Annotated in this window: 23 protein-coding genes; 15 read left to right on the top strand and 8 right to left on the bottom strand. The window is 72.2% G+C overall.

Features of this window, described 5'->3' with window-relative positions:
* Positions 1–111 precede the first annotated feature (111 nt).
* On the top strand, positions 112–1,182 hold the full coding sequence (dapE, locus tag LIV37_RS18440) for a succinyl-diaminopimelate desuccinylase (RefSeq protein ID WP_020868628.1): 1,071 nt from the start codon (positions 112–114) through the stop codon (positions 1,180–1,182).
* Positions 1,183–1,712: 530 nt separating this feature from the next.
* Positions 1,713–2,462 carry an LOG family protein gene (locus LIV37_RS18435; RefSeq protein ID WP_020868627.1) on the top strand — a complete coding sequence of 250 codons (750 nt, stop codon included), beginning with the start codon at positions 1,713–1,715 and terminating at the stop codon, positions 2,460–2,462.
* Between the two features lie 23 nt (positions 2,463–2,485).
* Here LIV37_RS18435 and folP read toward each other — a convergent pair whose 3' ends face one another.
* On the bottom strand, positions 2,486–3,346 hold the full coding sequence (folP, locus tag LIV37_RS18430) for a dihydropteroate synthase (RefSeq protein WP_020868626.1): 861 nt from the start codon (positions 3,344–3,346) through the stop codon (positions 2,486–2,488).
* 138 nt (positions 3,347–3,484) lie between these two features.
* Between folP and LIV37_RS18425 the strand changes: the two genes are divergently transcribed.
* Together LIV37_RS18425 and LIV37_RS18420 are read left to right on the top strand one after the other, a co-directional pair.
* A complete protein-coding gene (locus LIV37_RS18425) occupies positions 3,485–4,006 on the top strand; it encodes a DivIVA domain-containing protein (RefSeq protein WP_020868625.1) in 522 nt (173 codons plus the stop codon).
* Complete coding sequence (locus LIV37_RS18420) at positions 4,003–4,599, top strand: DNA-3-methyladenine glycosylase I (RefSeq protein ID WP_020868624.1); 597 nt, start codon at positions 4,003–4,005, stop codon at positions 4,597–4,599. The genes LIV37_RS18425 and LIV37_RS18420 overlap by 4 nt, the downstream gene beginning before the upstream one ends.
* Positions 4,600–4,634: 35 nt before the next feature.
* Here LIV37_RS18420 and chcB read toward each other — a convergent pair whose 3' ends face one another.
* A complete protein-coding gene (gene chcB / locus LIV37_RS18415) occupies positions 4,635–5,441 on the bottom strand; it encodes a 2-cyclohexenylcarbonyl CoA isomerase (protein ID WP_020868623.1) in 807 nt (268 codons plus the stop codon).
* 355 nt (positions 5,442–5,796) lie between these two features.
* Here chcB and LIV37_RS18410 point away from each other — a divergent pair, with 355 nt between their 5' ends.
* Positions 5,797–5,964 (top strand): DUF3117 domain-containing protein, encoded by a 168-nt coding sequence (locus tag LIV37_RS18410; RefSeq protein WP_003966491.1) that lies wholly within the window; start codon positions 5,797–5,799, stop codon positions 5,962–5,964.
* Positions 5,965–6,198: 234 nt separating this feature from the next.
* Here LIV37_RS18410 and LIV37_RS18405 read toward each other — a convergent pair whose 3' ends face one another.
* Positions 6,199–6,864, bottom strand: coding sequence for an O-methyltransferase (locus tag LIV37_RS18405; RefSeq protein ID WP_020868622.1), 666 nt, complete (start codon positions 6,862–6,864; stop codon positions 6,199–6,201).
* Positions 6,865–6,994: 130 nt separating this feature from the next.
* Between LIV37_RS18405 and sigE the strand changes: the two genes are divergently transcribed.
* The 5 genes from sigE (at position 6,995) to LIV37_RS18380 (ending at position 12,056) form a co-directional block, all read left to right on the top strand.
* Positions 6,995–7,810 (top strand): RNA polymerase sigma factor SigE, encoded by an 816-nt coding sequence (gene sigE / locus LIV37_RS18400; RefSeq protein ID WP_121824784.1) that lies wholly within the window; start codon positions 6,995–6,997, stop codon positions 7,808–7,810.
* The gene (locus LIV37_RS18395) at positions 7,807–8,748 is read left to right on the top strand and encodes an anti-sigma factor family protein (protein WP_121824785.1); all 942 of its coding nucleotides are present in this window, start codon (positions 7,807–7,809) and stop codon (positions 8,746–8,748) included. The genes sigE and LIV37_RS18395 overlap by 4 nt, the downstream gene beginning before the upstream one ends.
* A gap of 225 nt (positions 8,749–8,973) precedes the next feature.
* A complete protein-coding gene (locus tag LIV37_RS18390) occupies positions 8,974–10,707 on the top strand; it encodes a S1C family serine protease (protein WP_020868618.1) in 1,734 nt (577 codons plus the stop codon).
* 99 nt (positions 10,708–10,806) lie between these two features.
* The gene (locus tag LIV37_RS18385; RefSeq protein WP_121824786.1) at positions 10,807–11,277 is read left to right on the top strand and encodes a sec-independent translocase; all 471 of its coding nucleotides are present in this window, start codon (positions 10,807–10,809) and stop codon (positions 11,275–11,277) included.
* A 119-nt stretch (positions 11,278–11,396) separates the two neighbouring features.
* Entirely contained in the window at positions 11,397–12,056 is a 660-nt protein-coding gene (locus tag LIV37_RS18380; protein WP_121824787.1) for a hypothetical protein, read from the top strand.
* A gap of 89 nt (positions 12,057–12,145) precedes the next feature.
* On the opposite strand, the gene LIV37_RS18375 is transcribed toward LIV37_RS18380, so the two are convergent.
* Genes LIV37_RS18375 through LIV37_RS18365 form a run of 3 tightly spaced genes read right to left on the bottom strand, consistent with a single transcriptional unit; the run spans position 12,146 to position 15,146 of the window.
* Positions 12,146–13,300, bottom strand: coding sequence for an Mrp/NBP35 family ATP-binding protein (locus LIV37_RS18375; RefSeq protein WP_020868615.1), 1,155 nt, complete (start codon positions 13,298–13,300; stop codon positions 12,146–12,148).
* A 57-nt stretch (positions 13,301–13,357) separates the two neighbouring features.
* Positions 13,358–13,873, bottom strand: coding sequence for a DUF1003 domain-containing protein (locus tag LIV37_RS18370; protein WP_020868614.1), 516 nt, complete (start codon positions 13,871–13,873; stop codon positions 13,358–13,360).
* Positions 13,863–15,146 carry a magnesium transporter MgtE N-terminal domain-containing protein gene (locus tag LIV37_RS18365; RefSeq protein WP_020868613.1) on the bottom strand — a complete coding sequence of 428 codons (1,284 nt, stop codon included), beginning with the start codon at positions 15,144–15,146 and terminating at the stop codon, positions 13,863–13,865. The genes LIV37_RS18370 and LIV37_RS18365 overlap by 11 nt, the downstream gene beginning before the upstream one ends.
* A 200-nt stretch (positions 15,147–15,346) precedes the next feature.
* Between LIV37_RS18365 and LIV37_RS18360 the strand changes: the two genes are divergently transcribed.
* Positions 15,347–16,090 (top strand): hypothetical protein, encoded by a 744-nt coding sequence (locus LIV37_RS18360; protein WP_121824788.1) that lies wholly within the window; start codon positions 15,347–15,349, stop codon positions 16,088–16,090.
* 87 nt (positions 16,091–16,177) lie between these two features.
* Here the strand turns inward: LIV37_RS18360 and LIV37_RS18355 are convergent, their stop codons facing one another.
* Positions 16,178–16,723 carry a hypothetical protein gene (locus LIV37_RS18355; RefSeq protein ID WP_121824789.1) on the bottom strand — a complete coding sequence of 182 codons (546 nt, stop codon included), beginning with the start codon at positions 16,721–16,723 and terminating at the stop codon, positions 16,178–16,180.
* Positions 16,724–16,973: 250 nt separating this feature from the next.
* Here LIV37_RS18355 and LIV37_RS18350 point away from each other — a divergent pair, with 250 nt between their 5' ends.
* Complete coding sequence (locus tag LIV37_RS18350) at positions 16,974–17,933, top strand: DMT family transporter (RefSeq protein WP_121824790.1); 960 nt, start codon at positions 16,974–16,976, stop codon at positions 17,931–17,933.
* Positions 17,934–18,005: 72 nt separating this feature from the next.
* On the opposite strand, the gene LIV37_RS18345 is transcribed toward LIV37_RS18350, so the two are convergent.
* Positions 18,006–19,106, bottom strand: a complete 1,101-nt coding sequence (locus tag LIV37_RS18345) for a magnesium and cobalt transport protein CorA (protein WP_020868609.1) — start codon at positions 19,104–19,106, stop codon at positions 18,006–18,008.
* A gap of 449 nt (positions 19,107–19,555) precedes the next feature.
* Between LIV37_RS18345 and LIV37_RS18340 the strand changes: the two genes are divergently transcribed.
* The 3 genes from LIV37_RS18340 (at position 19,556) to LIV37_RS18330 (ending at position 22,030) form a co-directional block, all read left to right on the top strand.
* Positions 19,556–20,161, top strand: a complete 606-nt coding sequence (locus LIV37_RS18340; RefSeq protein ID WP_020868608.1) for a suppressor of fused domain protein — start codon at positions 19,556–19,558, stop codon at positions 20,159–20,161.
* 242 nt (positions 20,162–20,403) lie between these two features.
* The gene (locus LIV37_RS18335; protein WP_121824791.1) at positions 20,404–21,045 is read left to right on the top strand and encodes a DUF6758 family protein; all 642 of its coding nucleotides are present in this window, start codon (positions 20,404–20,406) and stop codon (positions 21,043–21,045) included.
* A gap of 130 nt (positions 21,046–21,175) precedes the next feature.
* On the top strand, positions 21,176–22,030 hold the full coding sequence (locus LIV37_RS18330; RefSeq protein WP_020868606.1) for a PHP domain-containing protein: 855 nt from the start codon (positions 21,176–21,178) through the stop codon (positions 22,028–22,030).
* Positions 22,031–22,100: the final 70 nt, after the last annotated feature.

Here is a 22,100-nt window from a genome sequence, read left to right as displayed (position 1 = left end):
ACGCGGCCTGTTTCCGGTTCCCGGGCGCGGGGTGGGGAACGCCACGTTCGCGCCCGGCGGCCGGGGGCCGGGGCCGCCGGGCGCGCGGGCCGACCGGCTAGGGTCGCGGGTATGGCACACCCAGCACTCGACCTGTCCCTGGACGCGGCCCGGCTCACCGCCCGGCTCGTCGACTTCCCCTCGGTCAGCGGTGAGGAGAAGGCGCTCGCCGACGCCGTGGAGCAGGCCCTGCGGGCCCTGCCCCAGCTGACCGTCGACCGGGACGGGGACGCCGTCGTGGCCCGCACGAACCTGGGCCGGGACGAGCGGGTCGTGCTGGCGGGCCACCTGGACACCGTGCCGATCGCCGACAACGTGCCCTCGCGCCTCGACGACGACGGCGTGCTGTGGGGCTGCGGCACCTCCGACATGAAGTCCGGCGTCGCCGTACAGCTGCGCATGGCCGCCACCGTGCCCGCACCCAACCGCGACCTCACCTTCGTCTTCTACGACCACGAGGAGGTCGCCGCCGAGCTCAACGGGCTGGGGCGGCTGGCCAGGAACCACCCCGAGTGGCTGGCCGGGGACTTCGCCGTGCTGCTGGAGCCCACCGACGGCAAGGTCGAGGGCGGCTGCCAGGGCACGCTGCGGGTACGGGTGAGCACCCAGGGGCGGCGCGCCCACTCCGCGCGCAGCTGGCTCGGCGAGAACGCCATCCACAAGGCCGCGCCGATCCTGGACCGGCTGGCCTGCTATGTGCCCCGGCGGGCGGAGATCGACGGGCTCACCTACCGCGAGGGCCTCAACGCCGTGACGATCGAGGGTGGCCACGCGACCAACGTCATCCCCGACTTCTGCACGGTGACGGTGAACTTCCGCTTCGCCCCCGACCGCTCCGAGGACGAGGCGCTCGCGCACGTCCGCGAGGTCTTCACCGGCTTCGAGGTCGAGCTCACCGACAGCGCGCCCGGCGCCCTGCCCGGTCTCGCCCATCCGTCGGCCGCCGCCCTCGTGGCGACGCTCGGGGTGGAGGTGGCGCCCAAGGACGCCTGGACCGACGTGGCCCGCTTCTCGGCGCTCGGCGTGCCCGCCGTGAACTACGGACCCGGCGATCCGAAGCTGGCCCACACCCGCGAGGAGCACGTCCCGGTCGCCGCCGTCCTGGAGGCCGAGGAGCGCCTGCGGGCCTGGCTGACCAGCTAGGGGGTGTCCGGCCGGCCGTGCCGCCTGCGGCGGGCTGTTCCCCTGCCCGCCCCTTCCCGAACCATGGGGCTCCGCCCCAGACCCCTGACGGGCTGAAATCAGCCTCTCCGGCGTTTGAGGAGCGGGGTCTGGGGCGGAGCCCCAGTTGTGGGAAGGGGCGGGGAGGGGAAAGCCCGCCGCAGGCGTCACCCTTAGGCCCTGTCCGGTGGATCTTCGCGGATCAGCCCGCGGCGTCTGGTGCAGGGGGCACCTCCCAGCGGTAGCTGGGGGAGAATCGCAAGGCGGAGGGTCGTCCTCGTACCGGGTCGTACTCGGACGATCCCGACAACGCGGCGAGGTGCCGTGCCAGGCGTCGCGGGCCCGCGAAGATCCGCCGGACAGGGCCTAGCGGCACCGGCGGTTCGCGCACCTGTGTGATCAGCGGTTCGGTGGGTGAGCGTGGCCCGGATTTCGGCTGTATGCCGTCCGAGGGGCCTACCCTGAAGCACAGATCTTTGACCAGATCTTGGTCTTGGCGAAGGGAGCACTCAGTGGGCAACGCCGAAGAAGAGCGAGCGCTGCGGGAGCAGCGTCTGGGCCCGGTCGTGCGCCGCCGCCATCAGATGCGACCCGAGACGACCGACCAGCGGCTCCTGGACACCCAGGGGGCCACCCACTGGGTGCACGAGGACCCGTTCCGGGTGATGCGCATCCAGTCGGAGTTCGTCGAGGGCTTCGGCACCCTGGCGGAGCTGGGCCGGGCGATCAGCGTGTTCGGTTCCGCCCGTACGCCCGAGGGGTCCCCGGAGTACGAGGCGGGGGTGCGGATCGGCCGGGCGCTCGCGGAGGCGGGCTTCGGGGTGATCACCGGCGGCGGCCCCGGCGCGATGGAGGCGGCCAACCGCGGTGCGACCGAGGCGGGCGGTGTCTCGGTCGGGCTGGGCATCGAGCTGCCGTACGAGCAGGGCCTGAACCCGTACGTCGACATCGGGGTCAACTTCCGCTACTTCTTCGTGCGAAAAACGATGTTCGTGAAGTACGCCCAGGGGTTCGTGGTGCTGCCCGGCGGGCTCGGCACGCTCGACGAGTGCTTCGAGGCGCTCACCCTCGTCCAGACCAAGAAGGTCACCCGCTTCCCGATCGTCCTCTTCGGCAGCGCCTACTGGAAGGGCCTGGTCGACTGGCTCACCAACACCCTCATCGCCGAGGGCAAGGCGTCCCCGCACGATCTGGACCTGTTCCACCTCACCGATGACATCGACGAGGTGATCGACCTGGTGACCAAGGAGTCCGGCCCCTGACGGTGTCTCCGTCAGCGGGCCGCTCAGGCCAGTCCCCGGCGGGCGACCGCCGGGGGCCGGTGGCCCGCGATGGACGACACCATGTCCAGCACCTGACGGGTCTCCGCCACCTCGTGCACCCGGTAGATCCGGGCCCCCAGCCAGGCCGATACGGCGGTCGTCGCGAGCGTGCCGATCAGCCGCTCCTTGACCGGGCGGTCCAGGCTCTCGCCGACGAAGTCCTTGTTGGACAGCGAGACCAGGACGGGCCAGCCGGTCTCCGTCAGCTCGCCCAGCCGGCGCGTCGCCTCCAGTGAGTGGCGGGTGTTCTTACCGAAGTCATGGCCCGGGTCGATCATGATCCCGTCGCGCCGCACCCCCAGCTCGACGGCGCGCTCCGCGAGCTCCAGGGTGACCCGCAGGATGTCCTCCACCACATCGTCGTAGCCGATCCGGTGCGGGCGGGTGCGCGGCCGGGCCCCGCCCGCGTGGGTGCACACCAGCCCGGCGCCGTAGCGGGCGGCGACCTCGGCCAGCTTGGGGTCGACCCCGCCCCAGGCGTCGTTGAGCACATCCGCGCCCGCGGCGCAGACCGCCTCGCCGACCTCATGGCGCCAGGTGTCCACGCTGATCACCACGTCCGGATGGCGCCTGCGCACCTCGGCCACGAAGCCCACCGTGCGGCGCGCCTCCTCCTCGGCGCTCACCTCGTCGCCCGGGCCGGCCTTGACGCCGCCGACGTCGATGATCGCGGCGCCGTCCGCGACCGCCTGCTCCACCCGGGTCAGGGCGGGCTCGTCGCGGAAGGTCGCACCCTGGTCGTAGAAGGAATCCGGTGTCCGGTTCACGATCGCCATGATCACCCGGTCGTTCTCGCCGAACTCACGTCGTCCCAGCCGCAGCATCGAACTTCCCTCACGTCTTCTTTCCAGGTTGCGGGCAGCGACGATAACTGTCCGAGGGGCATGGCACGATCGGGGCAGACAGTTATCGAGGCCGACGGACACAGACTCAACCATGCATCTGACGGGGAGACGATCACCGTGTTCTTGTTCTTGCTGATCGCGCTTGTCGTTGTGGTCGGCGGGGTCACGCTCGCCGTCGTCGGCGGCGGTGACGGTCCGCTCACCGACGCGCCCCCGGACCGGCTGGACGATCCGCTGCCCGCCGACCGGCCGCTGGCGCGCGCCGATGTGGAGTCGCTGCGGCTCCCCATGACGCTGCGGGGCTACCGGATGGCGGACGTGGACGATGTGCTGGGGCGCCTCGGCGCCGAGCTCGCCGAGCGCGACGCCCGGATCGCCGAGCTGGAGACGGCGCTCGCCGGTCCGCGTCCGAAGCCCTTGTCGCCCTCCGGGCCCGGCCCCGATCCGCTGTCGGCCCCGGAGAGCGACCATGGTTTCGGGCCGGGCGGCCTCGAGGGCGCGGGCCCGGAGCGGCGCGGTTTCGAGGACGGCGGCTTCGAGGACGGCGATTTCGAGGGCAGGGGCTTCGACGCCTTCGGGCGGCGCGGTATCGACGGGAACGGCTTCGAGGGCCGCGGTTACGAAGGGCATGGCGCATGAGCGAGCAGGGTGTGGTCGAGGGTCCGGACGGTCTGCCGCGCTGTCCCTGGGGCCTGGAGAGCGAGTCCATGGCCGACTACCGCGTCTACCACGACACGGAGTGGGGCCGCCCGGTCCACGGCGATGACGCGCTCTACGAGCGGGTCTCCCTGGAGGCGTTCCAGTCGGGGCTGTCCTGGCTGACGATCCTGCGCCGCCGGGAGGGGTTCCGGGCCGCCTTCGCCGACTTCTCGATCAAGAAGGTCGCGGAGTTCACCGAGGCCGACCAGGAGCGGCTGCTCGCCGACCCCGGCATCATCCGCAACCGCGCCAAGATCGCCGCCACGATCGCCAACGCCCGGGCCGCGGCGGCCCTGGCCCCCGGTGAGCTGAGCGAGCTGATCTGGTCCCACGCCCCGGCCTCCGACGGCCGCCCGGTGCCGCGGACCTTCGCCGATGTCCCCGCGATCACCCCGGAGTCCACGGCCCTCAGCCGCGACCTCAAGAAGCACGGCTTCCGCTTCGTCGGCCCCACCACGGCGTACGCGCTGATGCAGGCATGCGGCCTGGTCAACGACCATCTGGCCGACTGCCACATCCGCGACGCGGTCTGAGCGCCCCGGCCGTCGGCGGCCGGGGCCGGCTCCCGTCAGCGGCCGGTGAACCTCGGCTTCTCCTTGTTCACGAACGCGTTCACCGCGATGGCGTGGTCGTCCGAGGCCCCCGCGCGGCGCTGCAACTCGTCCTCCATGGCCAGGGCCTCGGTGAGGGTGTGGCCCGCGGCGAAGGCCAGGGACTCCTTGATCGCCGCATAGGCCGCGGTGGGTCCCTCGGCCAGCCGCCGGGCGACCGCCGCCGCCTCGGAGGCCAGCTCGGCCGCCGGGACCACCCGGTGGGCGATGCCCAGGCCGAGCGCCTCCTGGGCGTCGATGGTGCGCGGGAAGAGCAGGAGATCAGCCGCCCGGCCGTAGCCGATCAGCCGCTGAAGGGTCCAGGAAACCCCCGAGTCGGCGGTCAGCGCGACCCCGGCGAAGGAGGTGTTGAAGGAGGCGGTGTCGGCGACGATCCGGTAGTCGGCGGCGAAGGCGAAGCCCGCCCCGGCGCCCGCCGCGACGCCGTTGACCGCGGCGACCACGGGCTTCGGCATCCCGGCGATCGCGGTGACGATCGGGTTGTAGTGCAGCGCCACCGTGCTCATGGTCGAGCCCTCGCCGCCGCCGTCGCGGTCGGCGGCCAGCAGTCCGATGTGCTCCTTGAGGTCCTGGCCGACGCAGAAGGCGCGCGGCCCGGAGCCGGTGAGCAGCACGGCCCGTACCGCCGGGCTCTCCGCGGCCTGCAACAGCGCGTCGCGCAGCGCCTCCTTGGTGTCGATGTTCAGGGCGTTCATCGCGTCGGCACGATTCAGCGTGATCGTCGCGAGACCCTCGGTGAGGTCGTAGAGCACGGCGTCGGCCATGGCGGTCCTCCGGCGGTGGGCGAGGCGGGTGGGCGGCTCGGGCTGCGGCCGCGTCGGCGGGCCCGGAAGGGAGCCCGCCGCGGCGGTCAGCGCACAGCATGCCGGAGATCATGACCGACCGACATGTGACCTGCGTCAAAGAACCGACCCTTCGTTCGGTGACGGCGGGCGTACGCTACCGCGATCCCCTCCCCGAATTGAGTGGTTTTGGGGGAACGCCTCGCACAGGCGTTGCCGACCGATGTTGGTCATCGGGTCGTGCCATGCGGGATAATGAGGGGGAAGCAACGTGTTCGATGCCGGTGACACCTGGGTTGTCGGCTGCGATGAGCTGGTTTCAGGAAGGGGAACGAGCATGGCGGCCATGAAGCCGCGGACGGGCGACGGCCCGCTCGAGGTGACCAAGGAGGGGCGGGGCATCGTCATGCGCGTTCCGCTCGAAGGCGGCGGTCGGCTCGTCGTCGAGCTGACACCGGACGAGGCCGACGCCCTCGGCGATGCCCTGAAGAAGGTTGTCGGCTGACGGCTTGCGGCCCACCATCACCCGCGCGCTGCCCCGGCGGCCGGTACCTCAAGTACCGGCCGCCGGGGCAGCGCTCGTACGGGGGTCCGGCCGGAGGCGGCGGACGGCCGCTGCCGACCATTGGGGCTGTTCCCGGGCGTTCGGGCCGTTCCTGGCCGTTCGGGCTGTTCCGGTTGTTCCGGTTCTTCCCGGCCGTTCCGGCCGTGAGGGTTCAGCCCCGTCCGGCCGTGGGGTTCAGCCCCGCTTGACCGCGCAGAGCAGGCCGTCGCCGACCGGCAGCAGGGACGACTGGAGCACGGTGGACTCCCGTACGGTCCGCAGCAGCTCGCGCACCCGCAGCACCTCCGTGGGCTGTGCCGCGGAGTCCACGGTCCGCCCGTTGGTGAAGACCCCCTCGAAGCAGACCAGCCCGCCGGGCCGCAGCAGCCGCAACGATTCGGCTAGGTAGTCCAGGCACTCCAGCCGGTCGCCGTCGCAGAAGACCAGGTCGTATCCGCCGTCGGCCAGCCGGGGCAGTACGTCGAGGGCGCGGCCGGGGATGAAGCGCGCCCGGTTCCCGGTGAATCCGGCGGTGCGGAACGCCTGCCGGGCGAACTGCTGCATCTCCGGTTCGGTGTCCACGGTGGTCAGCACGCCGTCCGGGCGCATTCCGCGCAGCAAGTGGATCCCGGAGACGCCGGTCCCGGTGCCGATCTCGGCGACGACCTTGGCATCGGCGGTGGCAGCGAGCAGCCGCAGCGCGGCGCCGGTGCCCGCCGACACCGAGCGCAGCCCTGCTTCCCGGGCCCGGTCACGGGCCCAGTGAAGGGCTTCGTCCTCGGCGACGAACGCGTCGGCGAACGCCCAGCTCGTCTGCCGGTTGCCGGTAATGACCCTCTCCTGTCCCCGTAGTTGGCGCAACGGTGACTGTATCCGCTGCGCACGGGAACCCGCAGATGGGACCAGGCGTTGTAGAAGCCGGGGGGACCGTATGGATCACGACCAAATGCAGGTCAAAAATGCTTATCCGGAGCTAACGGGCGAGGTGGATATGGTAGGGGCTCTACTGGACACCACCAGAGCCGACAGGGGAGGTGCGGCTGCGGCCGGTGACCGGAGAGTGCTGAAGCGCTTTCGCAGGTCAGTGGGCGAGCCGAAATCCGTGACCAACACCGCTGACCGTTCTCACCCCCGTAGCCCGAAGGGCACGGGAGGTGCGCCCCACGCCGAGTCCGCCACCACCGCGACCTTCGCCACGGATGCGGACGCGGCGTGGACGCCTCCTACCTGGGAGGAGATCGTCAGCACTCATAGCGCACGGGTCTACCGCCTCGCCTACCGGCTCACCGGTAACCAGCACGATGCCGAGGATCTCACCCAGGAAGTGTTCGTCCGCGTCTTCCGCTCGCTGTCGACGTACACCCCGGGCACCTTCGAGGGCTGGCTGCACCGCATCACCACCAATCTCTTCCTCGACATGGTCCGCCGTCGGCAGCGCATCCGCTTCGACGCGCTCGGCGAGGACGCGGCGGAGCGGCTCCCCAGCCGCGAGCCCTCTCCCCAGCAGCACTTCAACGACACCCACTTCGACGCGGATGTGCAGCAGGCGCTGGACACCCTCGCCCCGGAGTTCCGTGCCGCCGTGGTGCTCTGTGACATCGAAGGGCTGTCGTACGAGGAGATCGCGGCCACCCTGGGCGTCAAGCTGGGCACCGTGCGCAGCCGCATCCACCGCGGCCGCTCGCATCTGCGCAAGGCGCTGCAGCACCGCGCCCCCGCGGCGCGGACCGGGCAGCAGCATGAGGTCGCCGCGGTGGCGCCGGGTGTCACGGCCCCCCGGCTGAGCGGGGAGGTCGGAATCGCGTGACCCGATCAGGCGGTCCGTCCCCCGCCGAGCAGCATCTCGGCGACCGCCTTGCGGCTCTGGTCGACGGTGAGCTGGGGCATGACGCGCGCGAGCGCGTCCTCGCCCACCTCGCCACCTGCTGCAAGTGCAAGGCGGAGGCCGATGCTCAGCGTCGGCTGAAAAACGTGTTCGCCCAGACGGCGCCCCCGGCACCGTCGGAGGGCTTTCTGGCCCGTCTCCAGGGCCTGCCGGCCACGGGCGGCGATGACGGTATGGACGGCATGGGCGGCTCCCCCTTCGGGGGCTCGGGCGTCTTCGGCCCGCGCGATCTGCGGGGCGGCTCGCGGGACGTGCGCGAGCTGCGCGATGTGCGGGAGCCGGAGGAGAGACGGGAGCGGGCGTTCGCCTTCGTGCCCGCGATGCCCCCGGGCACCGCGATCGCACCGGCGGCGTCGGCCCGTGCCTCGCGTCAGCGCGGCTTCCGGATCCATGAGGTCGAGCGCCCCGCCCCGCGCCGCAGGTTCGCCTTCGCGGCGGCCGGAGCGGTCTCCCTGGCGGCCTTCGCGCTCGGCGCGGCCCTGCCGCTGGACGCGGCGGTCGACCCCCCTGGCAATTCGGCCGACGGCGCCGACACCGCGGTCTCCCCGGTCGCCGACACCGCCGTGAACGCGGGCGTGCGGGAGCGCACCCGCCAGGAGGTGGGCCTGCTGGCCACCACGGGCACCACCACGGACACCAGCACGGTCGCCCCGTCCCCGACGGCCACCTCGTACCCACCGTCCCTGCGCCAGCCCGCGGCGGCGCTGAATCCGTTGATACAGCCGATTCTGTCGGTCACGGAGCTGCTGCGGACGTCGAACTCCACGCCCCCGGCCCCCCGGCCGACCCAGCTGGAGGTCCCGTCCGGGCCCGCGCCGGGCGGCTCGCCGTACCTCGGGGTCAGCGCGCCCCCGAAGTAGCGCGGAAGCGGTACGGAAGTAGCGCGGAAGCAATACGACGGCGATCAGGGCGCCCGGTCTCGGGCCGTCCGTGTCTTTGCCGATCATGACAAGGTCTTTTCGTCCGCCCTGCGCGAGCGCCGACGGACCTGATTGAATCGCCTCCGGGCAGCGCGACCCGGAGGCGGCGATGTTATGCCCCGGATGGGTGCGGTCCCTGCCTGTCTGCGGGAACTTGGGGAGATCATGGACGAGCCGAGGGCCCCTGGGCCCAAGTCGAAGCCGAAGTGGTGGAGCCGCCCGGCCGCCGCGCGACCCGGCGACCGGCCGAACGACGCGGCGGAGGGCGCCGAGGAGCGTACGGAGGCGGCCGCCGCGCAGGCGGCGCCGGAGCCGGTGGACGCCCCCGTGGAGGGCCCGGCGCCCGAGGAGCGGGCGCCCCGGCCGTTGCATGAGCCCGACCCGTACAGCACCCCGCCCTACGGCGACCCGGGGCCCTGGGCCCCGGCCCCGCCCGTACAGCACCCGGTGGCCACCCCCGCGCAGGGCACGCATGTCCCGCCAGGGATGGCCCAGGCACCGCCCCAGACGCCGCCCCAGGCGCCCGGGATGACCCCGCCGCACGGCACCACCGTGCCGCCCGCCACGGGGCCCGTACCGGGCCAGGGCGCGCCCCCGCCCCTGCCGCGGCACCCCGGGATGACCCCGCCGCACGGCACCCAGCTGCCTCCGGGCCCCGGAGAGCCCCACCAGAGCCACCAGGGCCACCAGGGCGCCCCCATGGCGCAGCCCGCCCAGGGCGTCCAGTGGGGCGGCTACGACCCCTGGACCGTGGTTCCGCCGCCCGCCGAGCGCGAGCGTAAGACCGTCTCCCGCCGTGGCGCCTGGATCGCCGTGCTGCTGATCGCCCTGGTCGCGGGGTGCCTCGGCGGCGGTATCGGCGCCTACGCGGAGCGGGACCGCGCCTCCGGGGGTGTCGATGTGAAGCTGCCGCAGGCCCCGGTGGAGAAGGAGGCCAGGTCCCCGGGCAGCGTCGCCGGGATCGCCGCCAGGTCGCTGCCCGGCGTGGTGACCATCCATGTGCGCGGCAGCGCGGAGGAGGGCACCGGCACCGGCTTCGTCCTCGACAAGCGGGGCCACATCCTCACCAACAACCATGTCGTGCAGTCCGCCGGCACGGACGGCGACATATCGGTGACCTTCAACAGCGGCCAGGACGCCAAGGCCGAGGTGATCGGCCGGGACACCGGGTACGACCTGGCGGTGATCAAGGTCGACCGGGTCTCCGGGCTCACCCCGCTGCCGCTGGGCAACTCCGACTCGGTGCGCGTCGGCGACCCCGTCGTGGCCATCGGCGCCCCCTTCGACCTGGCGGGCACGGTCACCTCCGGGATCATCAGCGCCAAGGAGCGCCCCATCACCGCGGGCGGCGAGAAAGAGGACGGCAGCGACGTCAGCTATGTCGACGCGCTGCAGACCGACGCCCCGATCAACCCGGGGAACTCCGGCGGCCCCCTGGTCGACCGCAAGGCGCGGGTCATCGGGATCAACAGCGCGATCCGGGCGGCCGACGACGGCTCGGGCCTCGGCGGCGGCCAGGGCGGCAGCATCGGCCTGGGCTTCGCCATCCCGATCAACCAGGGCAAGCGGGTCGCCGAGGAGCTGATCAACACCGGGAAGGCCACCCATCCGGTCATCGGCGTGACCCTCGACATGGGCTATACGGGCGACGGCGCACGGGTGAACACCAAGGGCGCCGGCGGCGGCGCGCCGGTCACCGCGGGCGGCCCCGGCGACAAGGCGGGGATCGAGCCCGGTGACGTGATCACGGAGGTGGACGGCGTCCGGGTGCACAGCGGCCAGGAGCTGATCGTGAAGATCCGCAGCCACCGCCCCGGGGACCGGCTCGGGCTCACCGTCAGGCGCGACGGCAAGGAGCGCGCCGCGGAGCTGACCCTGGGGTCGGCGAGCAGCGGCTGACGCCCGTTGTTGGCCCGGCCGTCTCCCGCGCCGACCCCACCGCCAGGTACGGTATTGAGTGGCCCAGGCCGGGGCCCAGACGTCTTGAGGAGCTGCAAGGTGTTGGACATAGGACCTCTCGAGCTTGTCGCGCTCGTTGTCCTTGCGGTGCTCGTCTTCGGCCCGGACAAGCTCCCGAAGGTGATTCGGGACGTGACGCAGTTCATCCGGAAGATCCGGGAGTTCTCCGACAGCGCCAAGGAGGACATCCGCTCCGAGCTGGGGCCGGAGTTCAAGGACTTCGAGTTCGAGGACCTCAACCCCAAGACGTTCGTGCGCAAGCACGTGCTGGACTCCGATGAGCTGGGCCTGAAGGAGATCCGTAACGGCTTCGACCTCCGCAAGGAGATGGCGGAGGTCGCCGACGCGGTGCACGGCCGGGAGAGTGATCCGCCACAGGGCTCTTCAGGGGCTTCCGGCTCCACCCCGCTGTCCCTCTCCAAGGACGACTCCAGCACGCCTGACCTGCTGCGCAAGCGTGAGGAGCCGGGACGCGAGGAGCGTCCGCCTTTCGACTCCGACGCCACTTGATCCCCCCGTATGCCCGGCCTGGTTGACCCGTATGGCTATCCTCCCTTTGTCCGGGGTGAGGGTCGCCCGAGGGGGGCGGGCCGCCCACGACGCAGGGCAAACGAGGAGGCCGCGCGCACATGGAGACCAAGGGTCGGCTAGGGGAACGAGGGGTGGCAGCGGCCGCGCAGGGGATGCCCGCCGATGCCCGGCGGAGCGTCGACGGCTATCTGATGGCCGCCTTCCCCTGGTACGGGCTTGACGAGGCGTTCACCGGCCCCCGCTGGCTGATGCAGGTGGGTGCGGCCGCGGACGGCATCGTCGAGTACGGCTCGACCGGCCATGGCGAGGAGCCGTCCCTGCGGGTCGAGACCGATATGGACCAGCAGCGCTTCACGGTGGTCGTCACCGTCGCCAGCCGCCCGGGGCGGGACAGCGCCGACGGCACCGGCAAGCTGGAGGCCACCTCGGTCTCCTCGGCCGCCTGGCTGGCCGGCTCCGGTCTGTTGTCGTGCACCTGGCCGACCCGCATGGAGCGGGCGCTGCGCCAGGACTGGCTGGACCAGCAGACCGCGATCGCCTGGGAGCTGGCGGACGATCTGGAGGGCGAGAGCTGGTCGCAGCTGTCGCTCCCGGTGGACGGGGTGCCGACCGACTTCCACTACCGCGAGTCGGAGTACGGCTGGGTGCTGGCCGGTACGGCGAACGAGGACGTGCACATCGGGGCGTACGGGCGCGGGATGAGCGCTTACGGCCTGGGCTTCGCCGTCGTGAAGGACATCGCCCGCTACGACGAGTAGGGGCGTACGGCGTGCCGCGCGTATGGCTCAGGGGCGGTTTCCCCGGGGAAACCGCCCCTGAGCCATTAGCCGTGGCCGACCGTTCCCGCTCAGAACTTGTTGCGCGGGGTGACGCCCAGCGACATGCCCGCGAGGCCGCGCTGGCGGCCGCCGATCTTGCCTGCGATCGCCTTGAGCGCGCTGCCCGCCGGGGAGTCGGGGTCGGTCAGCACGACCGGCTTGCCCTCGTCGCCGCCCTCGCGCAGCCGTACGTCGATCGGGATGGCGCCCAGCACCGGCACCGTCGTACCGGTGGTCCGGCTGAGCCCATCGGCGACCACCTGGCCACCGCCGGTACCGAAGACGTCGACCATCTCGTCGCAGTGCGGGCAGGGCAGCCCGGACATGTTCTCCACCACGCCGACGATCTTCTGATGGGTCTGGACGGCGATGGCGCCGGCCCGCTCGGCGACCTCGGCCGCGGCCTGCTGCGGCGTGGTCACCACCAGGATCTCGGCATTGGGCACCAGCTGGGCGACGGAGATCGCGATGTCGCCGGTGCCCGGGGGGAGGTCGAGCAGCAGCACATCGAGGTCGCCCCAGTAGACATCGGCCAGGAACTGCTGGAGCGCGCGGTGCAGCATCGGCCCGCGCCAGACCACCGGGGCGTTCCCGGGGGTGAACATCCCGATAGAGATCACCTTCACGCCGTTCGCCGACGGCGGCATGATCATGTTCTCGACCTGGGTGGGCCGTCCGTCGGCGCCCAGCATGCGGGGCACCGAGTGGCCGTAGATGTCGGCGTCCACCACGCCGACCTTGAGCCCGTCCGCGGCCAGCGCGGCGGCCAGGTTGACCGTCACCGAGGACTTGCCGACCCCGCCCTTGCCGGAGGCCACCGCGTACACCCGGGTCAGCGAGCCGGGCTTGGCGAAGGGCACCTCGCGCTCGGCCTGGCCGCCGCGCAGCGAGGTGGCCAGCTCACGCCGCTGCTCGTCGCTCATCACCTCGAGGTCGACCGTGACTCCGGTCACACCCTCGACCCCGGTGACCGCCGTCCGCACATTGCTGGTGATCGTGTCCCGCATCGGACAGCCGGAGACCGTGAGGTAGACCACCACGGCGACCGAGCCATCCGCCGCGATCTCGACGGATTTGACCATGCCGAGTTCGGTGATCGGCTTGTGGATCTCCGGGTCGTTGACCGTCGCGAGCGCGGCGCGTACCGCGTCTTCGCTCGGTGCTGGGAGGGTGTCGGTAGCCATATGGAGATGGTACGGCGCCGTGGGCGGGGCGCGGACGGCCGTCAGCGGTCGTGTTCCTCACTCGGCCGGGGGTTCGCCGTGGCCGCCCGGCCGCGGGGCGCTCCGGCCGCCGTCCGGTCCCTGGCGCAGGTCCGCCAGCTGGTCGCGGAGCCAGTCGCGGGTGGCCACCTCGCCCAGCCCTGTCCGCAGCGCCGCGATCTCCCGGGTGAGGAATTCGGTGTCGGCGATGGACCGTTCGTTCTGCTTGCGGTCCTGCTCGAGATTGACCCGGTCGCGGTCGGCCTGCCGGTACTGGGCCAGCAGGATCAGCGGGGCGGAGTACGACGCCTGGAGCGAGAGCATCAGCGTCAGGAAGATGAACGGGAACGGGTCGAACCGCAGCCGTGCCGGCGCCAGGATGTTCCAGAGCAGCCATAAGGCCACGAAGGCCGTCATCCAGGCGATGAACCGCCCGGTGCCCAGGAAGCGCGCGATCCGCTCCGACGCCTTGCCGAACGCCTCGGGGTCCCAGCGCGGCAGCGGGCTGCGGCGCCGCGCCTTGGGCCGGTCCAGACGGCCGCCGTCACCGTCCATCGGCGGCCTCCGGCAGGGCCATCCCGGCGTGCAGCTCGCGCTCCCGCCAGTCGGACGGCAGCAGATGGTCCAGGACGTCGTCGACCGTCACCGCGCCGAGCAGCGAGCCGGTCTCGTCCACGACGGGCGCCGCGAGCAGGTTGTACGTGGCCAGATGGCCGGCGACGACGGGCAGCGGGGTGTCCGGCGGCAGCGTCGGCAGATCGACGTCGACGGCCGCGCCGACGAGGGTGAACGGCGGGTCGCGCAGCAGCCGTTGGAAGTGGATGATGCCCAGATAGCGCCCGGTCGGCGTCTGGTCGGGCGGGCGGCAGACATAGACCTGGGCGGCGAGCGCGGGGGTCAGGTCCTGGTCGCGCACCCGGGCGAGCGCGTCCGCGACGGTGGCGTCCGGGCGCAGCACGATCGGCTCGGTGGTCATCAGACCGCCCGCCGACCCCTCCTCGTACGACATCAGCCGCCGCATGTCCGCCGCGTCCCGGGGGCGCATCAGGTCCAGCAGCCGCTCCTTGTCGGGCTCGGGGAGCTCGGAGAGCAGATCGGCCGCGTCATCGGGGTCCATGGCCTCCAGGACGTCGGCCGCGCGCTCCTCCTTGAGCTTGCCGAGGATCTCCACCTGGTCGTCGTCGGGCAGCTCCTCCAGGACGTCCGCGAGCCGCTCGTCGTCCAGGGCGGCCGCCACCTCGCCCCGGCGCTTGGCGGACAGATGGTGCAGCACATTGGCCAGATCGGCGGGGCGCAGCTGCTCGAAGGTGGCCAGCAGGTTCTCCGCGCCCTGCCCCTGCTCCTCCAGCGAGAAGCCGGTGACCGCCGACCAGTCCACGGTCAGCGCCTCGCCGCGGCGGCGCAGCGCGCGGGTCCTGCCGCGGCGGACGAAGACCTTGTCGACCTCCCAGTCCCGGCGCGCGGGCAGCTGGCTCATCGCCACGTCCAGGACCGTCACCGGGTCACCGGTCTCGACCAGCCGCACGGTGCGGTCGAGCAGTTCGCCGAGGACCAGGGTCTCGGTGGGGCGCTGTTCGAAACGGCGCATGTTGAGCACACCGGTGGTGATGACCTGGCCGGACTCCACACCGGTCACCCGGGTCATGGGCAGGAAGATCCGGCGGCGGCCGATCACCTCGACCACCAGGCCGAGCACCCGCGGCGGGCGGCCGGCCAGCCGCAGCATCGCCACGACATCGCGCACCCGCCCCACCTGGTCGCCGTTCGGGTCGAACACGGCGACGCCCGCGAGATGCGAGACGAAGACCCGGGGGGTGCCTGTCGGCATGCCCTGCCTCCCCTTGTATCTGGGGCTTCCTTGTCAGGTTTCGTGGTCATTCAAGGCAATGATCCGCTCTTCACCGGGTTCAGGCTAACGTGCCCGCACCTGCCCTGCCGCCGGGCGAGGGCACCGCGGCACCCTGCGGACACCGCGGGACGGCACCGGTACGCTGCCCTACTGCACCGGCATCAGGAGGCAGAGCGGACGTGCGCACCCGGAACAGGGCTGTCGTTACGGCGATGTGCGCGGGGTTGGCCGCCACGCTCGCCGCGTGTGGCGGCGGCGGGGAGAAGGACCCCGACGCGGGGACGAACGGCGTGGGAAAGCTCCCCGCCACGAAGATCGAGAGCAAGGCCCGTCAGGCGGCCGGCGGCGCGAAATCGGTGCGGCTCTCCGGCAGCCTCGTCACCAGTGGAGCCACCTACAAGCTGAACATGCGGCTCAACGCCGACGGCGGCACGGGCCAGGTCTCCACCAAGGGCTCCAGCTTCGAGCTGCTGCGCGTCGGCAAGGAGCTCTACCTCAAGGCCGACGCGGGCTTCTGGTCGCACGACGGCAAGAGTGACGGCGGCGGCGCGGGCAACGCGGCCGGCAAGCTGGACAACAAGTATGTGAAGGTCCCCTCCGGCGACCCCTCCTACCAGCGGCTCAGCGGTTTCACCGATATGAAGCTGCTGCTCGACGGGTTGCTCGGACTGCACGGCAAGATCGCCACGGGCGACCACGGCCGGGTGGACGGCGTGCGGACTATCACCATCAGCGCCGGTAAGGCCGGTGAGGGCGGCTCGCTCGACGTCTCCCTGGAGGGAAGGCCGTATCCGCTGCGGTTGCGGCGGGCGGGCGGCGCGGGGGTGATCCGGCTCGCGGACTGGAACAAGGGCTTCAAGCTCACCGCCCCGGAGAAGGGCCATGTGCTCGACTACGGGCAGCAGATCCCGGAGACGCCATAGGCGCGGGTGCGCCGGTAAGGCTCCAAGGGCGCGTCCTTACGGTCGTCAGCCCGGTCGCCGGATGGCCGTCGGATGGCCGTCGGACGGCTAGGACGCGTCCTTACGGGCGTCACGGGCCCGCTTCTTGCGGCGGGCCAGGAGCTTGGGGAGCGCCGCCGGGATCGGACGGCGGGTGATCGCGGGGGACGGCAGCGGGGCCGCCGCCAGGGAGCCGGTGGGGTGCTCGGCGAGCGCCCCGGACGCGGGCTCCAGCCGCAGCACCCGGCATTCACGGGCCCAGCGCTCCGCGATGTGGTCGGCGTCCGCCGCGTTCAGCCGCTTGCCCTTGAGTTCGTCGACCGCCGCGGTCCACGCCTCGCCGCCCGGGGTCAGCTCGACCACCCGCGCGGACCAGCTCACCAGGCGGCCGCCCTTGTCCTTGCTGCGCACGGTCACGGTCGCGCTGCCGCCGTCGGCCAGCCCGAGGTCCTCAAGGGGCTGTTCGCCGGGCCCGTCCCCGACGAGACAGACCGCGCCCTCGTGCCAGATGTGCCACAGGGCGCGCGGGGCACCCTCGGTGCCCTGGACCCAGATGAGGGCGGACTTCTTGGCCGCCTCCTCGACAAGGGCACGGTCCATCGGCGTCTGCGTCATGCCGACAGCCTAGGCCCTGTCCGGCGGACCTTCGCGGGCCCGCGACGCCTGGCACGGCACCTCGCTGCGTTGTCGGGATCGTCCGAGTACAACCCGGTACGAGGACGACCCTCCGCCTTGCGATGCACCGCACCAGACGCCGCGGGCTGATCCGCGAAGGTCCACCGGACAGGGCCTAGCCAGCCACGCACCCGTCCCGGCCCGTGAAATGTCAGTTCCGTCGTACGGCCACGCGCCTTACCCTGGCCGCGTGTCCACCGCCCGTGCCGCCCGCGTCTCAGCCCCCGCCGCCACGCCCACCGCGCCCGGTGACGGTGGCCGCTTCCACAGCGGTCCTGTGGACGTCGTGCTCCTTACGGTCGCCATCGCCGGGGTCTCGCTCTCCGCGCCGCTGGCCGCCGCGACGGTGGCGCCCGCGCTCGCCATCGCCTTCTGGCGCAACGCCATGGCGGTGGGCGCGCTCACTCCGTTCGCCCTGTGGCGCCACCGGGGCGAGCTGCGCGGGATGGGCCGCCGGACGGCGCTGTTGTCGGTCGGGGCGGGGGCGCTGCTCGCGGTGCACTTCGGGGCCTGGCTGCCGAGCCTGCACATGACCTCCGTTGCGTCCTCGACCGCGCTGGTGACCACGACCCCCATCTGGACGGCGCTGCTGCTGCGGCTGCGCGGCCACCGCCCGCCCACGCTCGCCTGGCTGGGCATGGGCCTGGCGATCCTCGGTGTGGTGATCCTCACCGGGGTCGACCTGTCCGCCTCCCCACGAGCCCTGCTGGGCGACGGGCTCGCGTTGCTGGGCGGGATCGCGGCGGCCGGGTACGTGCTGCTCGGCGCGGAGGTGCGCCGCTCGGTGAGCACCACCGCGTACGCCTACGTCTGCTACACCACCACCAGCGTGCTCCTGCTGCTGACCTGCCTGGTGGCGGGCGCGGAGCTGGGCGGCTACAGCGGCACCACCTGGCTGCGGCTGGCCGCGCTGACGGTCACCGCGCAGCTGCTGGGGCACACCCTCATCAACCGGGTGGTCAAGGGCCTCGGCCCGTCCGTCACCTCGACCGCGATCCTGCTGGAGACGCCGGGCGCGGCGCTGATCGCGGCCCTGTGGCTGGGCCAGATGCCGCCCGTGGCCGCCTACCCGGCGCTCGCGGTGATCCTCGGTGGGCTCGCCCTGGTCATCATGGCGGACGGGAAGCGCGCGGCGAACGAACCCGGCTGATGAGCCAGGGCCCGACCCGGCCGATGAGCCAGGGCCCGACCCCCTTGATGAGGGCCCGCCCGCCGTCCGGCCCTACAGCCAGCCGTTGCGCTTGAAGCCGCGGTGGATCGCGAAGCAGATGCCCACCGTGACCACGAGCACCGTCGGGTAGCCGAACTTCCAGCGCAGCTCCGGCATGTAGTCGAAGTTCATGCCGTAGATCCCCGCGATCATCGTCGGCACGGCGAAGATCGCGGCCCAGGACGTGATCTTCCGCATGTCCTCGTTCTGCGCGACCGTGGCCTGCGCCAGATTGGCCTGGAGGATCGAGTTCAGCAGGTCGTCGAAGGCCAGTACCTGCTCGTTGACCCGCGCCAGATGGTCCGCGACATCCCGGAAGTACTTCTGGATGTCCGGGTCCACCAGCCGCATCGGACGCTCGCTCAGCAGCTGCATCGGCCGCAGCAGCGGCGAGACGGCCCGCTTGAACTCCAGGACCTCGCGCTTGAGCTGGTAGATCCGGCCCGCGTCGCCGCCCCGCCGGGAGGTCGCGGCGGAGAAGACGTCGATCTCGACCTCGTCGATGTCGTCCTGGACCGCGTCGGCGACCGCGAGATAGCCGTCGACCACCTGGTCGGCGATGGCGTGCAGCACCGCCGAGGGGCCCTTGGCGAGCAGCTCCGGGTCCTGCTGGAGCCGGTGGCGCAGGGCGCGCAATGAGCCCTGGCCGCCGTGCCGGACGGTCACGATGAAGTTCCGGCCGGTGAAGCACATCACCTCACCGGTCTCCACGACCTCGCTGGTCGAGGTGAGTTCGGCGTGCTCCACGTAGTGGATGGTCTTGAAGACGGTGAAGAGGGTGTCGTCGTACCGCTCCAGCTTGGGCCGCTGGTGCGCCTGCACCGCGTCCTCGACCGCCAGCGGGTGCAGCCCGAACTCCTGGGCGATCCCCGCGAACTCGCGCTCGGTCGGCTCGTGCAGCCCGATCCAGGCGAACCCGCCCTCCTCGCGGACCCGCTCCATGGCCTTCGCCGGGCTCACGTGTTCGCTGACCCGCTTGCCGTCGCGGTAGACCCCGCAGTCGACCACGGCGCTGGTGACCGACGGGTCACGCGTCGCGTCGTAGTCGCTGGCGGTACGGGAACGGCGCAGGGCGGGCCGAACGGCTGCGCGCAGGTCACGGATCATCGACATGACGGGCTCCTTCACAGGCCGGCCGTCAGCGGTGGGCGCGCGGCGCAGCGCAGCGCCCGGAAGGTGGACGTACGACATCCGGTGCCCGTACGTCCGCAAAGCGGGCGGCGCTCCGTGCGATGGCGCTGACGGAAGGTTCTTCGGAACTGAACAAAGCGGTACGAAGGCGCTCTACCGTCAGATGCCCTGGATGCGAGTGGGCTTCGCGTGTTTCACCGCCGAGCGGCGGGGTACGGAAGGCTCAGATCATGAAGTCGCATACCGAGGGGAAACGACGGGAGAACTGTCGGTACTGCACGGTCGACTAGGATCCACCGCAGCCCCACCTCCTCCGGCCGGTCCCCCATGAGGGACGATCTGTAACTCCCTGGGCAGGGATTAAGGCTATCAGTCGGCTGAACCGTTACGTCGCCGCTTTGCCTGTTCGATACGCGATCTATGCTCACCGCATGTCAGACGTTCTTCAGCTGGTCGAGGCCCGGTTGATCACCGCGCTGGGCGAGCCGGACGCCCGCGCCGCCGTCACCTTCGTCGGTACGGACCGCATCGAGGTGCTGCGATTCCGCGATGAGAGCGATGTGATCCGCTACGCCACGCTCGGCATGTCGGACCATCCGATGACCAGCCCGACCGCCGCCGTCGCCGACCCGCTGCGCGGGCCGCGCGCCGAACTGGTGCTGACCGTAAGGACGGGCGGTTCCGGTCCCGACCTCCCCGTCCTCGACGAGGTGCTCCGCCCGCTCGCCGTGCTGGCCGCCTCGCCCCAGGTCGAGGGGGTCGTGGTGACCCCCGGCGCGTCGCTGGACCTCGGCGGGCCGCTGTGGCCCGGGGCGCCCTTCAGCTCCGTCCTCGTCGCCGAACCGGGCGGCCTGGTCGAGGACTTGGAGCTGCTGGAGCCCCTGGAGCCGGTGCGCTTCCTGCCGATGCTGCCGATGACCACGAACGAGGCGGCGTGGAAGCGGGTGCACGGCGCCGGCGCCCTCCAGGACCGCTGGCTGCGGCACGGCACGGATCTGCGCGACCCGGTGCGGACCGGGGTGCCGCTGTCGGGCTGAGACCCGTACGACCCGTACGGAAGCCCCGCGATGCCCCGGGAGCGGTGCCGGACGGGGGCCGCGGCGGTGCCGGACGAGGATCGTGGCGGTGCCGGACGAGGATCGTGGCGGGGCTGGACGAGGGCCGCGGCGGTGCCGGACGGGGACCGTGGCGGGGGCGGGCGGGAACTGGTGCGGGAAGTGACCTCCGGACGGGTGATCGTCCTTGACGCGGCGACGACCGGGGAGGACCGTGGGGCCCTATGAGGGGCGAACCCAGTTGCCCGAAGTGCGGTGGCCGGGTGCGAGCGCCCGGTCTCTTCGCCGACTCCTGGCAGTGCGGTGTGCACGGCACGGTGCACCCCCTCCAGCCGGTCGTCCCGCCGAGCGTCGAAGCACTCGTGGTCGTCACCAACCGCGCCCGGGTGCCCGTATGGATGCCGTGGCCGCTGCCCGTGGGCTGGCTGTTCACCGGTGTGGCCTGCGCCGGGGACGACCGCAGCGGTGGCCGTGCCACCGCCGTGGCCTGCTCAGGACCCGGACCGCTGGGCGGCCCGGGTGAGCTGCTGCTGATCGCCGAGGAGCTGGGCGTCGGCCTGGGCGCGCGTTTCGCGGGCCTCCCGGGGCCCGATCCGGGGCCGGGGATGCGGGTGGACAAGCCGCCGCACGTCAAGGTGCTGGCCGCCGGGCGGCCCACCCCGCTGTGGCATGTCGAGGGCACCCCGGACGACCGCGCGGTCTTCGCGGGCGAGGCGTGCGGGCTGTGGCTGTGGGCGGTCGTCTGGCCCGAGCAGACGGGGCTGCTGATGTACGACGAGATGGTGCTCACCGATCTGCGGGACGCGGGGGCCGAGGTCGACCTGGTGCCCTGCGGGGCGCTCTCCCCGAGGCTGCTCTCGCCCTGAGCCCTTTCGCCGCTGCCTGGGCTGCTGCGGCGTCATGCACAGGTCAGGGCCGCCGACGCGGGCAGCCGCGGGCGTGGTTATGCTGGGGCGTTCCCTCGGTCCATCCCGAACGCAGCTTGGAGCCCGTGCCGTGCGCATCGATCTGCACACCCACTCCACTGCGTCGGACGGTACGGACACCCCCGCCGAGCTGGTACGGAACGCCGCCGCCCAGGGCCTGGACGTCGTCGCGCTCACCGATCACGACACCGTCGGCGGCTATGAGGAGGCGACGAAGGCGCTGCCCTCCGGGCTGACGCTGGTCACCGGCGCCGAGCTGTCCTGCCGTCTCAACGGGGTCAGCCTGCACATGCTGGCCTACCTCTTCGACCCGGCCGAGCCCGAGCTGGCGCGCGAGCGCGAGCTGGTGCGCGACGACCGGGTGCCCCGGGCCCAGGCGATGGTCGCGAAGCTGCGCGAGCTGGACGTGCCGATCACCTGGGAGCGGGTGGCGGAGATCGCCGGGGACGGGGCCGTCGGACGGCCGCACATCGCCACCGCGCTGGTCGAGCTGGGCGTCGTGGAGAGCGTCTCGGACGCCTTCACCCAGGACTGGCTGGCCGACGGCGGCCGGGCGCATGTGGAGAAGCACGAGCTGGACCCGTTCGAGGCGATCCGGCTGGTCAAGGGCGCCGGCGGGGTCGCGGTCTTCGCGCATCCGCTGGCCGTCAAGCGCGGCCAGTGCGTCCCGGAGAGCGCGATCGGCGAGCTGGCCGCGGCGGGCCTCGACGGTATCGAGGTCGACCATATGGACCACACCGAGGACACCCGCGCCCGGCTGCGCGGTCTCGCCGCCGAGCTCGGCGTGCTCACCACCGGCTCCAGCGACTATCACGGCAGCCGTAAGACCTGTCGGCTCGGCGAGTACACGACCGACCCCGAGATCTACGGGGAGATCGTGCGCCGGGCGACCGGGGCCTTCCCGGTGCCGGGCGCGGGCGGCTGAGCCCCCGCTCCTCCCGCTGCTCCGTCTTCCCTCCGTTTCCCGTACCCGCTCAGCACCGCTGCCCGTCCCC

Origin of the sequence: Streptomyces rapamycinicus NRRL 5491 (assembly GCF_024298965.1) — a bacterium.
Lineage (GTDB): Bacteria > Actinomycetota > Actinomycetes > Streptomycetales > Streptomycetaceae > Streptomyces > Streptomyces rapamycinicus.
This window is presented reverse-complemented; position numbering and strand designations above follow the sequence as displayed.

Bases quoted from the DNA above. Each gene is read 5' to 3' on its own strand.
- dapE (WP_020868628.1), top strand. From the start codon at position 112: ATGGCACACCCAGCACTCGACCTGTCCCTGGACGCGGCCCGGCTCACC.
- folP (WP_020868626.1), bottom strand. From the start codon at position 3,346: ATGCTGCGGCTGGGACGACGTGAGTTCGGCGAGAACGACCGGGTGATC.
- LIV37_RS18420 (WP_020868624.1), top strand. From the start codon at position 4,003: ATGAGCGAGCAGGGTGTGGTCGAGGGTCCGGACGGTCTGCCGCGCTGT.
- chcB (WP_020868623.1), bottom strand. From the start codon at position 5,441: ATGGCCGACGCCGTGCTCTACGACCTCACCGAGGGTCTCGCGACGATC.
- LIV37_RS18410 (WP_003966491.1), top strand. From the start codon at position 5,797: ATGGCGGCCATGAAGCCGCGGACGGGCGACGGCCCGCTCGAGGTGACC.
- sigE (WP_121824784.1), top strand. From the start codon at position 6,995: ATGGTAGGGGCTCTACTGGACACCACCAGAGCCGACAGGGGAGGTGCG.
- LIV37_RS18390 (WP_020868618.1), top strand. From the start codon at position 8,974: ATGGACGAGCCGAGGGCCCCTGGGCCCAAGTCGAAGCCGAAGTGGTGG.
- LIV37_RS18380 (WP_121824787.1), top strand. From the start codon at position 11,397: ATGGAGACCAAGGGTCGGCTAGGGGAACGAGGGGTGGCAGCGGCCGCG.
- LIV37_RS18375 (WP_020868615.1), bottom strand. From the start codon at position 13,300: ATGGCTACCGACACCCTCCCAGCACCGAGCGAAGACGCGGTACGCGCC.
- LIV37_RS18370 (WP_020868614.1), bottom strand. From the start codon at position 13,873: ATGGACGGTGACGGCGGCCGTCTGGACCGGCCCAAGGCGCGGCGCCGC.
- LIV37_RS18365 (WP_020868613.1), bottom strand. From the start codon at position 15,146: ATGCCGACAGGCACCCCCCGGGTCTTCGTCTCGCATCTCGCGGGCGTC.
- LIV37_RS18355 (WP_121824789.1), bottom strand. From the start codon at position 16,723: ATGACGCAGACGCCGATGGACCGTGCCCTTGTCGAGGAGGCGGCCAAG.
- LIV37_RS18345 (WP_020868609.1), bottom strand. From the start codon at position 19,106: ATGTCGATGATCCGTGACCTGCGCGCAGCCGTTCGGCCCGCCCTGCGC.
- LIV37_RS18340 (WP_020868608.1), top strand. From the start codon at position 19,556: ATGTCAGACGTTCTTCAGCTGGTCGAGGCCCGGTTGATCACCGCGCTG.
- LIV37_RS18335 (WP_121824791.1), top strand. From the start codon at position 20,404: ATGAGGGGCGAACCCAGTTGCCCGAAGTGCGGTGGCCGGGTGCGAGCG.